This window comes from Pseudoalteromonas atlantica (assembly GCA_007988745.1).
Classification (GTDB): domain Bacteria; phylum Pseudomonadota; class Gammaproteobacteria; order Enterobacterales; family Alteromonadaceae; genus Pseudoalteromonas; species Pseudoalteromonas atlantica.
Genome location: BJUT01000048.1, coordinates 1 through 16,702, shown reverse-complemented (window position 1 = coordinate 16,702; position 16,702 = coordinate 1). Strand labels below are relative to the sequence as shown.

Annotated in this window: 12 protein-coding genes; 11 read left to right on the top strand and 1 reads right to left on the bottom strand. The window is 37.1% G+C overall.

Features of this window, described 5'->3' with window-relative positions:
• The first annotated feature begins 57 nt into the window (after positions 1 to 57).
• From PAT01_RS16085 to PAT01_RS16070, 3 genes are all read left to right on the top strand, one after another.
• Positions 58 to 792 carry a sulfotransferase family 2 domain-containing protein gene (locus PAT01_RS16085; protein WP_138579915.1) on the top strand — a complete coding sequence of 245 codons (735 nt, stop codon included), beginning with the start codon at positions 58 to 60 and terminating at the stop codon, positions 790 to 792.
• Entirely contained in the window at positions 785 to 2,791 is a 2,007-nt protein-coding gene (locus PAT01_RS16080; protein WP_138579916.1) for a WcbI family polysaccharide biosynthesis putative acetyltransferase, read from the top strand. The genes PAT01_RS16085 and PAT01_RS16080 overlap by 8 nt, the downstream gene beginning before the upstream one ends.
• A 1,085-nt stretch (positions 2,792 to 3,876) precedes the next feature.
• Complete coding sequence (locus PAT01_RS16070; protein WP_154945810.1) at positions 3,877 to 4,245, top strand: GxxExxY protein; 369 nt, start codon at positions 3,877 to 3,879, stop codon at positions 4,243 to 4,245.
• Positions 4,246 to 4,931: 686 nt separating this feature from the next.
• Here PAT01_RS16070 and PAT01_RS16065 read toward each other — a convergent pair.
• Complete coding sequence (locus PAT01_RS16065; protein ID WP_154945809.1) at positions 4,932 to 6,320, bottom strand: MBL fold metallo-hydrolase RNA specificity domain-containing protein; 1,389 nt, start codon at positions 6,318 to 6,320, stop codon at positions 4,932 to 4,934.
• Positions 6,321 to 6,634: 314 nt separating this feature from the next.
• Between PAT01_RS16065 and PAT01_RS16060 the strand changes: the two genes are divergently transcribed.
• The 8 genes from PAT01_RS16060 to PAT01_RS16025 all read left to right on the top strand — a co-directional run bounded on the left by PAT01_RS16060 (position 6,635) and on the right by PAT01_RS16025 (position 16,629).
• The gene (locus PAT01_RS16060) at positions 6,635 to 7,702 is read left to right on the top strand and encodes an HAD family hydrolase (RefSeq protein ID WP_154945808.1); all 1,068 of its coding nucleotides are present in this window, start codon (positions 6,635 to 6,637) and stop codon (positions 7,700 to 7,702) included.
• Positions 7,702 to 9,720 (top strand): HAD-IA family hydrolase, encoded by a 2,019-nt coding sequence (locus PAT01_RS16055; RefSeq protein WP_154945807.1) that lies wholly within the window; start codon positions 7,702 to 7,704, stop codon positions 9,718 to 9,720. Before PAT01_RS16060 ends, PAT01_RS16055 begins: the two co-directional genes overlap by 1 nt.
• A 6-nt stretch (positions 9,721 to 9,726) precedes the next feature.
• Entirely contained in the window at positions 9,727 to 10,611 is an 885-nt protein-coding gene (locus PAT01_RS16050) for a hypothetical protein (protein WP_318299765.1), read from the top strand.
• Positions 10,602 to 11,699, top strand: coding sequence for a glycosyltransferase family 61 protein (locus PAT01_RS16045; protein ID WP_186807295.1), 1,098 nt, complete (start codon positions 10,602 to 10,604; stop codon positions 11,697 to 11,699). Before PAT01_RS16050 ends, PAT01_RS16045 begins: the two co-directional genes overlap by 10 nt.
• Positions 11,699 to 12,901 carry a hypothetical protein gene (locus tag PAT01_RS16040; RefSeq protein WP_154945805.1) on the top strand — a complete coding sequence of 401 codons (1,203 nt, stop codon included), beginning with the start codon at positions 11,699 to 11,701 and terminating at the stop codon, positions 12,899 to 12,901. The genes PAT01_RS16045 and PAT01_RS16040 overlap by 1 nt, the downstream gene beginning before the upstream one ends.
• Positions 12,902 to 12,956: 55 nt before the next feature.
• Positions 12,957 to 14,726, top strand: coding sequence for a glycosyltransferase family 2 protein (locus PAT01_RS16035; RefSeq protein ID WP_318299764.1), 1,770 nt, complete (start codon positions 12,957 to 12,959; stop codon positions 14,724 to 14,726).
• 124 nt (positions 14,727 to 14,850) lie between these two features.
• Positions 14,851 to 15,756: a glycosyltransferase gene (locus PAT01_RS16030; RefSeq protein WP_138579967.1), complete on the top strand. Its 906-nt coding sequence runs from the start codon at positions 14,851 to 14,853 to the stop codon at positions 15,754 to 15,756.
• Between the two features lie 3 nt (positions 15,757 to 15,759).
• Entirely contained in the window at positions 15,760 to 16,629 is an 870-nt protein-coding gene (locus PAT01_RS16025; RefSeq protein WP_138579966.1) for a glycosyltransferase family 2 protein, read from the top strand.
• Positions 16,630 to 16,702 lie beyond the last annotated feature (73 nt).

Genomic DNA, 16,702 nt, shown 5'->3' with positions numbered 1-16,702 from the left:
TATATCTGCAAATTGGTGTTTACCACTGGTTTGTAGATGCAGGCTATTGGAAAAAAAATGAAAACAATCATTTTGCATTATCATCTCTTTAAAAACGCGGGTACATCGTTAGACGCTGCATTTAAAGAGAACTTTTCAGAAAAATCAGGTGAGTGGGTTACTAAAGAATTCCCCGGTAATCCTGCTAAAAACCGTGCGGAATTAAAGCAGTGGATAATTGATAATCCTCAAGCAAGATGCTTCTCGTCTCATACAGCTTTTTTTCCCGTTCCACAAATTGAGGGAGTCAAAATCATCCCCGTTGTGTTTGTACGTCATCCTATTGACCGCATGGCATCGGCTTACTCTTTTGAAAAAAAACAAGGGGGCGATAGTTTTGGTCCCACTTTAGCTAGAAACACTTCAGTTGCTGGTTATATAGAAACTCGCCTGTCAATGCAAACAGATAGACAATGCCGTGACTTTCATGCTAATAGGTTTGCTACTATGTTTGGCGAACAGCAAGGAGATGAGTCAACTAGGGCAAAAATGGCTGTGGATGCTTTACCTTTTATTGGCGTAGTTGAAAAGTATTCGCAATCTTTAGAGTGTTTAGAAACGCTACTTGAATCACATGGTTTTACAGGCATAAAGCTAAAACCAGTAGAACGAAATGTGTCTCGAAGTGTTAAAAAAACTTTACCAGAAAAGCTAGAAGAAATTAGAGAGCAGTTTTCTGAAGAATCATTCAACAGTCTACTCGAAGCAAATAAAACCGATTTAGAGATTTGGAAAACATTATATAATGGCTAAGAAAAAAGTTGTTGTTATTGCAAACTGCCAGGCTCGAGCGATAGACTCTATACTAAACGAATTGAGCGATGATATTGAAGTTACCAAGGTCGGTATAGTTCATATATTAAAAAGTCATCAAGAGGAAGAGTTTGTCTCTTACTTCGAAGAAGCGGATTTTATCATTGCTCAAATCGTCCATCATTCTTATCCATGTGAATTTGTTCGAACTGATAATCTTCGGTCAAAATACGGAGATAAAGTTGTAAGTATTGTGAACCTCTATTACACAGGTGATACCCCCTATTTAAGTAATTTACCGAAACAATATAGGTTAAGCGAAGCTCCTTTCAGTGATTATCATTTTAAAGTTGTATTCGATAGCTGGTTTAAAGGTGAAAGTGTTAGTGAGGCTACTAGTGCGTTAAAAACACAATATTTATCTAAAGATAATTCAGTATCATCCAGTTCTATTGAGGAGCTTAAATTAAGAGAAAAATACGCAGATATTAAAATTAGTGATTTTTTTCAGCATAAACGAACTAAAAGAGGTTTTCATACCTTTAATCACCCTACGAATGATGTTTTAGTCGAATACTGCACTCGCATACTTGATTATTTAGAGGTTGACTACAATAGAAACATTACTATTAAGGGGGAGTTCCTAGATCAAACAGTACCTTTTATTGAATCTGATAAGCATAAAACCGTTAACAATGGAGTCGAATACTATTATACGACTTTAGAGTTGGTTAGTTTGTTTTTTTATTTTTACAACTCGCTAGAAGGTATTGCAGTAGGGAAAATTTATGTTCCTAAAGTAATTGTTCAATACTGGGACGGCGAAAGTATACCACCCGAAATTGCTCGTCTAATGGACTCTTGGAAAGAGCATAATCCCGATTTTACATATCAGATTTATGATTATAAAGCGGCGTATAGCTTCATACAAAAAAATTATGGTGTAGTAGGGGCTAAAGTATTTGCTAAAGCTAAACTTCCGGCAATGCAATCAGATATTTTTAGAGTAGCTTACTGTCTTAAAGAGGGTGGAGTATACGTTGATGCTGCTACAAAATGCTTTTCTTCTATAGATTCTTTAATCGATAATGACTGTAGCCTCACGGTTCTAAGAAAATGGCATGGGGGGATATGGAATGGGTTTATCGCAGCCCTACCTGAAGATGAGTTACTTGCTGATATTTGGAGAAGTATTGTAAGCAATGTATCTCAAGAAAAGTTTAATAATGTATCGCAAGCAACAGGTCCTACTTTGTTTAGTGAGTTTTGTAAGGGTGATAATGTTTGTATTATTCCCCAAATAGAAGCCAAGCCTACCTTTGATTTGATTAATGATTTAAGTCATAAGGGTGATACACATTGGTCAAAGGTTCAAAAAAGTCAGTCAATTTACAATACCACTAAATTAGACAATAAAACGCATATGAATGACTCTGATAAAGTATTAAATTACCTTCAATCACTTCAAGATGAAGTTAAAGACTACATGCTTCAAGATTTGCCTCGCTGGATAGAAATTAAAAATTATAAAGAAAAACGTGCATTCCAATATTTCTGGGAAAATAGGCAGGAATTCAGAAGCTTAATCAGATATAGAGCTATGACTGCTCAAGAAAAGTTTAAGCTAACTACTAATATTGTTCAGCAAATATTGAAATTAGTAGGTAATAAGCCCACTCTATTTGTCGGTAACTTGTATCTTTCTTGTAAGCAAATTGGCCCTGGCTTGTATATCGAACATGGCTTCTCAACTGTGGTTTTTGCAAAAAGTATCGGTAAGAACTTCTGGCTGAATCAAAACGTAACAGTTGGAACAGGTAAAGGGGGTCACCCTACTATCGGTGATAACGTTCGAATTGGGGCAAATTCAGTTGTTATTGGTGGCATAAAAGTTAACGATAGAGTAAAAGTTGGTGCTGGCGCAGTTCTAAACTTTGAAGTACCTGAAGGGAGTACAGTGGTTGCACAAAAACCTAGGGTTATTCCTGATATTTTATAAAATACGGCATGATAGCAGCTTGTTTTAATTGCTGTACTAGAAGTCTAATTTTTAGCCTCTATTAAACAATAAAGTTGTGCGATAGGAGGGGACTAGAAATTAATTAGTTTGGTGAGTTGCAAATAATCATAGGTATGCCGGTGATTTTAAAACCTGCTCTACGCGGCGATTTTTGCCTGTTTTGGTCTATGCCGTTCATAGCCCGGCGCTAAAGGACCAGCGCCTAAAGGCTGTAATCGGATTGAGTCTATTTGGTACTTATTGACAAGCTGTTTTACTACCTCCACAGCACGGCGTACTGATAAGTAAGGTTTTGCTAAAGGGTCAGCAACGAGACCTGTAAAGTCAGACAACAAGAAACTCAAAAAGAAATTAAACAGCTTCAAAAGAGCTTAATCGTAAAGATAAAGCTTTAGCAGAAACAGCCTCTTTACTTGTACTCAAAAAAAAGCAGATGCGCTTTGGGAGTATGAGTATGTCTAGGGAGTATAAACGTATGAAGTACTTGACAGGCGTTTGGCGTTAGGGAGTTTATCTATAACTAAGTTGGTTGCACTCGTTATTGTAGGTGTGGCTAAAAATAAGCCCAATAACAGCATGAGTGCAGAGTACTGTTTTTTTGCATTATTCTCTTCCTTAAAAATATTTTTAAATAAAAACTATGTTATTTATTGGTACAAGTAAAGGGGTGTATATTTTATATGAGGCTAACTTACTGCCGCATATACTAATAATTGCTTGGTGTAGTGCGAAGCACTTCTGTGCCCTCGATGGTAAGAATGGTTTGGTTTTAGTCTAAAGAGATTAAGCGATTCTTATCACCACAGAGAACACGGAGAAGTAAAGGAGAAGAGCCAATTACTGATCGGTGAAGCGCGCAGCGCCTCTGTGGCCTCGGTGGTAGGCTTGTCTTGGGTTAGGTTTATAAAGTGATTAAGAGATTGTTATCACCACAGAGGATAAAGAGAAGTAAAGGAGAAGAGCCAATTACTGCTCGGTGTAGCGCGCAGCGCTTCGGTCTCCTCGGTGGTAAATAAAAGGCTTATAATTATTTAAGTGCTAAATAAATTTAAGGATTACTATTTATGGAAGATTTGGTGACTCAAACCGTTATTGGTTGCGCTATTGAAGTGCATAAAACCCTTGGTCCTGGTTTGTTAGAGTCTAGTTATGAAAGTTGCTTACTTTATGAGTTACAAGAAGCTGGCTTATTACCTCTTAATCAAGTTGCATTACCAATTAGTTACAAAAGTATAAATATAGATGCAGGGTATAGGCTAGATATACTAATACCTGACAAATTGATTATTGAATTAAAAGCCGTTGATAAGCTGCAGCCTATTCATTCAGCTCAGCTTATAACTTACTTAAAGTTAACAGGTATAAAAACAGGCCTATTGATTAATTTTAATCAAGTCCGTTTACTTGATGGGCTGAAACGTATTAGCGTGTAAAGTACGCCGGCTCAGTCGGTAAGCTAGGAGAAGATCGAATATAACTTCTCAGTACAGTCCTCGGTGGTAGATTTGCTTTAGATCAAAGACCTAAAGTAACTGTTATCACCACAGAGGACACGGAGAAGTGAATGAGAAGAGCTAATTACTGCGCAGCGCCTCGGTGGTAGGTTTTTTTTGGGGAAGTGATTAAGAGATTATTATCACCACAGAGGGCAAGGAGAAGTGAAGGAGAAAAGCTAATAACTGCTCGGTGAAGTGCGCAGCGCCTCTGTGCCCTCGGTGGTAGATTTTTTGGGCTAAGTTTATAAAGTGATTAAGAGATTATTATCACCACAGAGGACACGGAGAAGTGAAGGAGAAGATCTAATAGCTTCTCTGTGTAGCGCGCAGCGCCTCTGTGCTCTCGGTGGTAGAAATGGTTTGAGTTAAGTGCGTAAGTAATTAAAAGATTATTATCACCACAGAGGGCACGGAGAAGTGAAGGAGAAAAGCTAATAACTGCTCTGTGTAGCGCGCAGCGCCTCTGTGCCCTCGGTGGTAGATTCTTTTGGTTAAATGCACAACGTGATTAAGAGGCTATTATCACCACAGAGAACACGGAGAAGTGAAGGAGAAGAGCTAATTACTTCTCGGTGAAGCGCCTCGGTGCTAAAGTTACTTTGGGTTAAGCTAATACAGTTAAGCTACGTGGCAATCTCAATTTTAATGCCTTCCCCTAACACCTCTTTATACTTGTTTGCTAATGCATGTTTTGCATTATCATCGCCGTGTAGAATTTTTATATGGCTGGGCTTTTTCTTCATACCTGTTACAAATTTAACTAAGCCGTTTTGATCTGCATGTGCGCTGTAACCGCTAATGGTATGCACCTGTGCGTTAATTGTAATACGTGTATCGTTTATAAATACATAGCCATTGCGTGGGCCATGTTTTTGTATATCGCGGCCAAGCGTCCCCCGCCCTTGATAGCCAACAAACAATATATCGGTTGTTTTGTCACCTAAAAAGCGCTCTAGGTAATTTACTATCCGCCCACCACTGCACATACCGCTGGCAGCTAAAATAATGGCGGGTGTTTGGCGCGACGCTAAATAATTAATAATGGCGATATGCTCACTATGAGTATCTACCGTAGTTAGGTTTTCAAAATCTAGCGGATGGCGGCCTTTGGCTACTTTAAGTTTAGCCTCTGCATCCCATAAATGTTTAAATTTAATATATTGCTCGGTAAAATTGGCTGCCATGGGGGAGTCTAAAATTACATGAATATTACGCCAAGGTGAGCCTTTAGCTGATTGATGTATCAGCTGCTCTAGTTCGTAAAGTAGCTCTTGAGTACGCCCTATGCTAAATGCCGGTACTAATACTATGCCGTTATCTTTTACTGCGCGTTCAATAATCTTTTTTAGTGCGCGCGCGCGCTCTTTGCGGCCTTGATGATTTTTATCACCATAAGTTGATTCAATCACTAATGTATCTGCTTTATAGGGCGCTTTGGGGGTCGGTAGCAATGGGGTGTAAGGTGCGCCTAAGTCACCTGAAAATACCACTCTATGGGTGTTTTTATTATGTTGATTTGAGCTGGTTGTATGGGTAATGTCTATTTCAATATATGCAGAGCCAAGTATATGGCCGGCTCGCTGAAACCTCGCTTTTGCAGTTTGCTCCCCTTTGCATGGAAGGGTAAACCATGTTTTAAAGTTAACACTCACAATGTATTTTTGTAGTAAGTTTAGGCTGGCTTTTATAATTTTGGGGTCACGTGTTACACCTACTTTTAAGGCATCTTCAATAACAAGTGGGAGTAAACTTGCTGAGGCGGGAGTTGTAAATATAGGGCCTTTAAAGCCAGTTGCCAATAAATAAGGTATACGCCCTACATGATCAATATGACAATGGGTTATTATTAGCGCGCTTATATTGGTTATATCAAATTCAATAGATAGGTCGGCTTTGGCATCTTCTCCTTGAAAAAGCCCGCAATCAATTAATACGCTGGTTTGTGTATTAATCGCTAGCGCATGACAAGAGCCTGTAACTCCATTAACCGCTCCATGGTGAAGTATTTGCATAATTCCTCTGTTATTTTGAGGCAAAACTTAAACCTAGTTTTAAGTTACAAAATAGGCAAATACAATTTAATAAAATAAAGTAATTAAGGGGAAACTATTACTGCTATAAAAATTTTACTCAGAGGCTTTGTTTATATGAGCTAAAAAATAAGCTTTTATGCCTTAAATACTTATTTTTAGTTGCAATTAAAGCAATATAGTTTACTCACATTGTATTGCGACCTACAATACGCTTTGCATAAATTTAGGGTGTACTTTTTTGCTATTTAACACCACTATGTTTTTATTAATTTATTTAGGAGTGGTGTACGCTTATGGTTAACAGTGATGTATCGGCAGTAACGCAAGCTCAATACGCTAATTTTGGTTCTACTTTTTTGGGACCTTTACTTAGTTATTTTTCGCAGCAGTTACTACTTAATCAACCACAAAATACACCTGTTTACTTTTTAGCCCGCGAAGGTTATTGGTTACAACGAGCTTATAACCAATATTTACATGGCGCAAATGCGCAGCGTAATAGCTATTACTTATTAGTTTCTCGTGCTTTTTTATTTAAACTACTACTTAACGACGAACGTAGTTATGCGTATTCCTTAAAGGGTGAATTTTGCGGTACTTTCTATAATCTGATGCGTACACGTTTTTTGCTCTCGGATGCAGAAATTACAAATTTGTTCACTGAGCAAGTGTTTAATACTCGAATTGATCTGCAAAATGATAAAAATAAAGTCATAGCAATGTTAACAGAGAGCCATGATAAAATTGATTTACTTATTGCGCCCATTAAATGTGCCTATTTGGCTTATTTAGAGTCTATAGAAGTCACCTCTCAAAGTACGTTACATTTAGTCGATTTAGGTTACTCAGGTACTATTCAGAGTTTATTAGGCATACTGCTTAACAAAAATACGCATGGGCATTATTTGATTTCTTCTAACCCTGGTTCGCATAAAATAGCTGGCACAAGTGCTTTTATGCAGGGGTATTTAAAAGAAGGGGTAAAAATAGGTGACGGTTACTTACCGTTAGATCGCTCAATGTTTCTAGAGTCATTGCTAACAGCACCTAGCGGGCAGTTTAGAGATATAAAATTTAATACCCTTAATCCTAATAGTTTTGATATGTATTACGGCCGAAAAGTTGCTTCGCAACGCTATTTTTACCTTTTAGAGCAAGTTATGGCTGGTGCTTTAAGTTTATGTGGGCACAATGCACAGTATGCAATTAGCTTTACACCTAACGAGCTAGAAGCTCTACTAGAAAGCTATTTAGCAAAGCCTAATATGATTCCTCATGCAGTTAGACATATTTTTGACATCGATGATGATGTAGCGGGTAATGGTACCGTTAATGCAATTCAATTTTTTGGTTTAGGTTAATGATCAACAAACAATTTATAAAAAAAACAGCGCCAAGCCTGTTTAACTTCGTAAAAAACCAACCTTTTTTATTTAGGGTTGCAAAAGGGGTTGAGCGTAGGGTTGTTGCACGCCAGTATGTAAAAAGTAGAGCTTTAAATAAGTCTTACTCTCAAAAAGAGTTTAATTTACTGCTAAATACTGCAAAGGCTAAAGGCTTGTTTGATAGTCATTGGTACAGTGCTAATCAGTGCCGTGAATTTAGTTGCGAACAAGAAGCCTTTGAGGATTACTTAAATAAAGGGACTTTCAGTTGTATTAACCCTAGCCCTAACTTTGACACCGAGCTTTATTATAAATGTAATACAGATATTTATTTACACGGTGAAAATGCTTTAGTGCATTATATGGCTCACGGCGAGCAAGAGGGCCGGTTAGCCATGCCCGCAGCGCGCAAGTGGTACCCAAAAGCTATTAGCTCAACCGCAGATGGCAGACCTAAAAGTAAAAAGATTGCCATGTGCTTTCATGTTTTTTATGGTGAGTTTATAGATTATTACGCCAACTGCTTGGCTAAATACGAACAGCAGGTTGATGTATTCATAAGTGTTGCCAGCGACGAACTTGCTAGTAAAGCACAATCGGTTTTTAATGCCTGCCCTAAAATAAATAAGGTGACAGTTAAAGTTGTGCCTAATCATGGGCGCAATTTTGGACCTTTACTTGTTGAGTTTGCAAAAGATTTACAAAATTACGATTTGTTTTGTCATATGCATTCTAAAAAATCGCTTTATTCTGGCCGCGCTCAAACACAATGGGCCGATTACCTAGGCGAATACCTTTTAAAAGACCAGCACGTTATTAAGCAAGTTTTAAATCATTTTGACAATAACCCAAATACGGGAATTTATTACCCAACCTCGTTTTGGATGATGCCTAATTGGGTTAATCACTGGCTTAAAAATAAACCACATGCTAAAAAAATTGCTAACGAGTGGGAAATAGAGTTAACCGATGATTTTATTGCTTATCCTGCTGGTGGTATGTTTTGGGCAAGGCCGCAAGCACTAAAACAGCTATTAAACAAGTCGTACGATTACGATGACTTTCCTGGTGAACCTTTGCCTAACGATGGCTCAGAGCTCCATGCTCTTGAACGTTTATTAGGTTTACTTGCAGAGAAAAATGGCTACCAACAACTGTTTTATTACCCAACATCAGGACAGTTAACTCATGATAAAAGTTATATTTTATCGCAATATGTAAATAGTGCCGAAGGGTTAACTCAACAACTTAGTGGCTTTGAACACGTTAGTTTTGATGTGTTTGATACATTAGTCAGGCGTAAATACCACGCGCCTGACTACGCTAAGTTATTACTAGGTAAAAGCTTGGTGGATCAGGGTCTTGTTTTAAATGCGCATGAGTTTGTTAAAGCTCGTAATAATGCCGAATTTGAAGTGAGGCAGCAAAAAAACTTTGTAGGTGATGTAACTATTTTTGAAACGTACTTGCATTTGGCTAGTAGTTATAGTTGGACTGCTGAGCAGGCTAGTAGCTATGCAGAACAAGAGTTTGCCTACGATTTAGAAATGATTTTACCAAAAAATGAAATGGTTGATTTATTTAACCATTTAATTTTATCGGGCAAACGAATAACGGTTGCTTCTGATACGTATTATACACAAAAGCAAGTGGCGCTTATGCTTGCCAAAGTCGGTGTTAGTGTGGGGTTTGAGTTATTAGTTTCAAGTGAGCTGGGTAAACGAAAAGACAATGGCACAATGTGGCAATATATAAAAGAGAGTTTACCCAAAGGACAAAGCTTTATACATGTAGGCGATAACGCCGTAGCCGATGCACAAATTCCAGGTGACTTTGGGTTGCAAAATTTACATATTTTAAACCCTCTAGATAAATGGCATGCCGCAGGGTATGAGAATCCTTTTGTAGGAGAATTAGGTTTAAACGAAGCACACATTCTTAAATGGGGTGTATTAGTGAGTGATTTTGGTCGTTTTCCGTTTTTAGGTGAGTAGTAATTAATGTTTGAAACTTTATATTTGCATATTGGTTGGTCTAAAACTGGTACGTCAGCAGTTCAATTTCAGTTAGATTTACAAAAAGAGACTTTAAAACAGCAAGGAATCTTATATTCTACGCAGTTACAAATGAATGACCAAGCGCATCACCATTTTGCATTAGCCTTTGCGCCTATTCATGGCTACCCTGCAAAGTACAAAATACCAGAAGTGCTTGATTTACTTGAGCAAGAAATACTTGATAACGAGTGCCATTCTGCTCTGATTTCTAGCGAGCTTTCGCCTTTTTATTTTAATAATCCGCGCTTCCAGCAGTGGGCTAAAAAGTTTAAAAAAGTTGTGGTGATTGGCACTGTAAGGCGTCAATCAGATTTACTCTTGTCGTTATTTAACCAGTTAGTGAAAGACCCTCAGGTCAGGTATCAGGGGCGGTTCTTTCAAATGGCGTTGAACAATTTTCCGCGATTAAACTATTTTCAACAACTAAACCGATGGGCACAAAGCGTTGGTAAAGAAAATGTTTGGGTTATTAATTACGATGATGGTGTTGTTGAAACATTTCTAAGGCTGTTTGGGTTAATGCTTGAAAATACAAATGATAATGTGGTTATTAATGCTTCTTTACCTACCAGCGCATTATTGTTGCTACAAGAGCGTACGCAGCATGTAAGTGATGTTGTTAAGTACACAAGCATACGCGACAATTTAATTGAAGAAATAAACGCATATCCTAAAATGCATTTACCAAAAAGAATATTGCTTACAAAAGGTGAGCTACAGGCTTTAAATAGTTATTTTTTAGACTCGAATAATCTTTGTGCTGATTTTTTTACTGACAGTAACGAGCTATTTAAAAGCAAAGTATGCAAGGATGTTTTGTGTTATTAACTAGATTAAAGCATTCCTTAACACCTAAAAATAGTCAGTTTATTATTGATGATATTATTAATAGAGGCGAAAAAATAACAATAAAAAGGGGGGCTCAATACCCACCAGTAACCGTACCGCAGGCTGTTTCTAATCATGCCCGTTTTCGTGGTAATGCGTTTAAACAAAAAGGGGTCTCTGTTTTTGCATCAAATAATGCTATGGCGTGTTTAGATGAAGAAAAGGGCTTTTTTAGCCACGGCAAAGTGGTAAATGGTTTTAGCTATAAAGCAGCTGTTGATAAATTAAATAGTGCTAAAGATTATGCTGACTATTCTAAGTTTAAGGTACTTGATTTAACGTCTCCTGGCGGTAAGTTTTATAGCCATTTTTTGTTTGATGTTTTACCTAAAGTACAGGTTATAAAATCGTTGGGCATAGACTTAAACTTTTTTGATAAAATAATTATTAACTTTAAGGATTTACCTTTTATTAAAGAGGCGTGTGAGCTGCTTAAAATAGACTTTAATAAAGTAGAAGGCAGAAATGCCCAAAATAGAATATTAAAGTGTAACTGTTTTGTGTCAGTAAGTGAGCCAAGGGATGCGCTTTATACGTCTGATTGGATTGTTGATTTTATTCGTGAAACGTTTTCCTCTAACTTACCAATCAGTACAAGTACGTCTATATATATTAGTCGTAATTTAGGTAGTAAACGAATAATTACAAATGAAAATGAGCTTTTAGACGAACTAAATTTAGCCGGGATTAATACAGTATATTGTGAAAAAAACACGGTAAAACAAAATGCTAAAGTTTTTAGAGCTGCAAGCGTAGTTGTTTCCCCGCATGGTGCCGGTTTAGCTAATATAGTATTTTGTAGGCCGGGTACCACCGTGGTTGAGCTTTTCTCGAGCCATTGGTCAGATGAGTTTTGGAAGCTTTGTATCGCGTGCGGCCTTAATTATATACCTGTTCAAGTGGAACGCGAAAACGGTACAATGGCTGATTTGGCAACACTTGATTACGCTAATTCGTATTTAAAATTAAATGCTGAAAATATGCGGGTTAATAGTTTACTGAGTTTATTTAACTGCTCTGAAAATTAATGAAAACAATTATTCATATTGGCCCTCCTAAAACGGGGACATCTGCTATTCAAAAGTGGCTAAAAGATCATGCCGACTGTTTAATGTCTAATGGGGTGTATTATCCCGAACATCAACAAGATAGTAATGGTATTAGTTCAGGTAATTTTTTATCTGTTTTTTCTGCACATAATGGTGATTATGTATATAGCCCGCAGAAGCTGCAAGATACAATAGCTAAGGCACAAGCTGCAAACTGTCATACGCTCTTATTAAGCTCTGAGTTCTTTTTTAGCCGTTTACCTACGCTACTAAAAGCGATTCCAGATGCGCAGTGTATTGCATATGTTCGTAACCCAGCTCAGTTGCACGAGTCTCACTATAACCAGTCGGTTAAGCGCCATGGTAATACTGCGGTAATAAAAAAAGCTGAGACGCTACCTATGCACACGCTAAAACGCTTGGGAGAATACGGGCAACAGCTTGGTAAAAAGCTTACATTAAGAGCCTATCATGACGATTTGTTTGTAAATAAAAGCATTGTATGTGATTTTTTAAGTGTAGTATTTAATAACAATGATATTGATTTCGATGTAAAGGCCCCTGAACGGGTAAACCCAGGATATTGTTTAGAGGCTCTTGAAATTAAACGGTGTTTTAATTACTACGAGTTAGGCCAATATGCAGGCCGATTAGACAGAGTGCTACAGGCTTATGATAAAGGTATAAAACAATTTACTTTTGTTGGTAAACATCAATTTAATGACTATAAAAGACAGTCAATTCGTTGGATTGAGAGGCTTGCAGAGCAGGTGCCATTTGAACAAGCCGGCGAGTTGGTAGATGTTATAAAAAACCAGCCTCATCAAGACTTTTTTAAGCAAGAGGTTTCTAAAGCGCAGTGCTTAGATGTATTTAATTTTATATTAAAAAAAGATAAGGATTTATTACAGCGTTTAGCATTGTGTGTTTACGCACAGCCAAATGTTGAAGATAGGTTCCCTTTTGTAGCCGCTTTGTTTGAAGTTATACCTCCTAGAAGTGCTCTGCCAACTATTGTGCAGTATGTAAAAGATGCTATTTACTGCCGTTATCCAACACTTACTTTTAACAGCAGTACAACCAAAAACACAGACTTAAATAACTTTAGGAGTAATGTGAGTAATTTGCTTCAGGTGCGCTTCAGTTTAATGGCTTATATTAAGGCGTTACTAGCTTCATGATAAAGTTGATATATGTGTTTTCATCTTTAGCATTCTTCGCTACAGGACGAATTAATTGCAATATATAAGAAAATCAATCGCAAATCTGGCCAAGTTTATAATTAACTATACGCCTAATACTTGGGTTGAAAGTATTAAGAAGCACCCAAAATTAGTTGCTGTGTATAGTAATAACTTACATAAAAGCGGTCTGATGTATCAGTTACAGACCATTGAAGAGCAAAAAGCGTCTTACCTGGCATATATGAAACATCAAAACGCTCAAATGTCGGCACAAATAAAAAGTAGCGGAAATATGGTATGCGAAAGTATGCTACTTGTATGTGTTGAACAATTTAACAGTAATGAGCTATTTATTACTTTGGCGTCTATAAAAGCTCAGCACCTGCCTTTTTCTAACGTAATTTTTTGGTGTAAAAATACAGACGAAAAGAATTTAAATCACTTTTTGCCAAAGCATTGTGATTTTGAGTTTGTTGTTACATCTGATCTAGTTGGTGATGCCCGACTGAATAAAGTAAAAACTAAAGCAAGTTTTGTTGTATATAGTGGAGATAAACTAGATAGTTATTTAACGTTTGCATTAACTACTCATATAAATTTAGATACGCATTTAGCTTATTTTGATACTGACAAGCTCAGTAATGAGCGCGAAAGAGAGTACCCTGACTTTAAGCCTGACTGGAACCCTGATTTACAGTTAACTGCGGGTTATATTAATTCAGGATTATGGGTTAAAACGTTAGCCGATTTTGCATATGGATGCGGTACATTGAGTGCATTTAATGTCGCAAGGTATATGGTTTTTTGTTATTTAAATAATTTACCTTTAACAATACAGCATATACCGCTTGTAATGCTTTCAAGGTCATCTAATTTAGTTAGCTTTGCTAATGCAAAAGCATTTTTGGAACCCTTATATAATAAAGTGGCTGAAATAGACAATAGCAATGACTTGCCGACTTTATCTTTACGGTGGCATTTAGACTATAAACCGCTTGTTTCTATAATTATTCCTACTTGTAATGCTAAAGAGCTAGTACGAGCATGTATTGATTCAATTTTAAATAAGTCAACATATACTAATTACGAAATATTATTAGTAGATAATAATTCGGACGACAGTGAATCCCTACGCTATTTTAATCAGCTAAGTGAGCACCCTAAGATCACGCTATTAACGTATAATAAGCCTTTTAATTATTCCGCTATAAATAACTTTGCTGCTAAGCAAGCCAATGGTGAGGTGCTCGCTTTAGTTAATAATGATATTGAAGTAATTTCACCCGATTGGCTTTTAAATATGGTTAGCCATGTAATGCGTGAAGATATAGGTTGTGTAGGTGCAAAGCTATTATATTCAGATAAACGGATTCAACACGCAGGTGTAGTAATGGGCTATGGAGGTGGCGCTGGGCACGGACACAAATATTTTCCTGGTGATCACCACGGCTATATGAACAGACTTATTGCTACTCAAAATTATAGTGCTGTGACTGCAGCATGCTTGCTTATTAAACAAAATGATTTTTGGGCGGTTGAAGGTTTAAACGAAGAAAGCTTAGCGATTGCTTTTAATGATGTTGATTTATGCCTAAAAGTGCAGCAATTGGGACGACGTAACTTGTATTGTGCTGAAGCGGTTTTGTATCATCATGAATCGGTTTCAAGAGGCTATGAAGATACTCCTGAAAAAGTTCAACGCTTTGAAAATGAACTAAATTACCTAAAGTCAACATGGCAGGATACGATACTATCAGATCCTGCTTATAATCCAAACTTAACCCTTCGTAGGGAAAACTTTTCGATAAAACCCTTTGAATAAGTGTTGTTAGTTGCAAATAACTCACTAATAGTTTTTTTGAATCATAAATAAAAGTGCGATAAAATGACAGAATTGCTAAGTATATATGACTGTTATTTGGTTGTTTTAACTTTATAGAGATAATATGAATCCAACCTCGGCTGCAAACAGTCATTTTTATATGAATACACCACAAGCTTTACCTTTAAGCGTAGAGACTGTTTGTGGGATGTCTGTTTACAAAAACGATAAAATTGAGTGGGTAACGCAAGCTGTTGAAAGCGTTTTAAACCAAACTCTCCCACCAGACTTATTTGTTGTTGTAATTGATGGTGGTATAGCCGATGCCATTTCTTTGTATTTATCAGAAACAGAAAAAAAACACACTAATTTTATATTGGTACATGGTACTCAAAACCAAGGGTTGAGTGCATGTATGAATTATATCATTGAGATGACACTTCCTTTGGCTCCTAAATATTTTTTTAGAATGGATGCCGACGATATTTGCGTATTACACAGATTTGAAAAGCAGGTCACGTTACTTGATAAGCATAGTGAAATAGACGTGTTAGGTTCTGCATTATGGGAAGTCGATGAACAAGGTGTAAGGGCTGGAGTTCGTAGGCTACCACTCACTCACTCTAAACTGTTATCTTCCTTTTCTAGGCGTTGCCCTATAAACCATCCCACTGTTGCTATTAGGTACTCGGTCTTTAAAAGAGGGCACAGATATTTAGCAGATAAGCTAAACACACAAGATTACTTTTTATGGATTGCTTTAGCGAAAGATGGTTATAAATTTGCCAACGTTAAAGAGCCTTTGTTGCATTTTAGGCGCGTAGATGGTTTTTATAAAAGGCGTGGACGAGGTAAATCAATTAACGAATTTAAGGCTCGATTATTAGCTATGGAGGCTCTTTCGCAACGTTCATTACAAAACTACAGTTATGCGACTTTTGTATTGCTTTTAAGAATGATGCCGTCGTGGGGGATAAAGTTTGCCTATAAAGTAGATCGTTTCTTATTAAATTTAAAAAAGCATAATTAGCATATGATTGGTGCCGTTTTAGTCGTTTATAACCCTGATATTACGTTGACAGAACGTTTACTTACTCGGTTATACGGCCAAACAGATGAGGTGGTAATAGTTGATAATAGCCCTAAGCCAAATGATTTTAAAAAGGTTATTGAACACTACCATTATATACATTTCCCTGATAACAAAGGGATTGCTGCAGCACACAACGCAGGCCTCATATTTTTACTTAAGGCTGGTTGTGAATATGCGCTTTTACTCGATCAAGACAGCTTAATCCCAAGTAATTTAGTTTTTGAATTGCATAGCTTATTTGAAGCTTCAAAAAAGGTACAACAAAACATTGTTGCAATAGGGCCACGTATTAAGTGTAGCTTTTCAGATAAAAATGTTCGCCCTCGTATACAGCATGATGTGTTTGAATACGAAGATTTAGTGGGCGTTACACAAATAATAGCCTCAGGTATGATGATTGATTTGAGTGCATTGGATCATATTGGGCTTAAAGATGAGTCATTATTTATTGATGGTGTAGATCATGAATGGTGTTGGCGTGCTCGTGATATGGGGTTTGATATTGCTAAGGCCAAAAATGTAGAAATGGTGCACCGGTTAGGCGATTCGCGTAGTAAGTTTGTAGGCGTAACTTATAAAGTAGGCGCACCTATTAGGCTTTATTATCAATTTAGAAACATTCTACTTTTGAGCCGCAGGCCTTATGTGCCAATGTACTGGAAACTCAGATGCTTATTTTTTATGCCTGTAAGGTTATTTTTAAATTCGGTTATGCAACAAAATAGGCGCAAGCGTTTGGTGTTTATGCTTAAAGGTATTGTCGATGGGGTACTAGGCCGAAAAGGGCCGTATAAATCGAATTGGAAGTAAGTGAGCGAAAGACTAAGCGTTTGGGTTAAGCCCATAAAAAATGAATAGATTGTTATCACCACAGAGAACACAG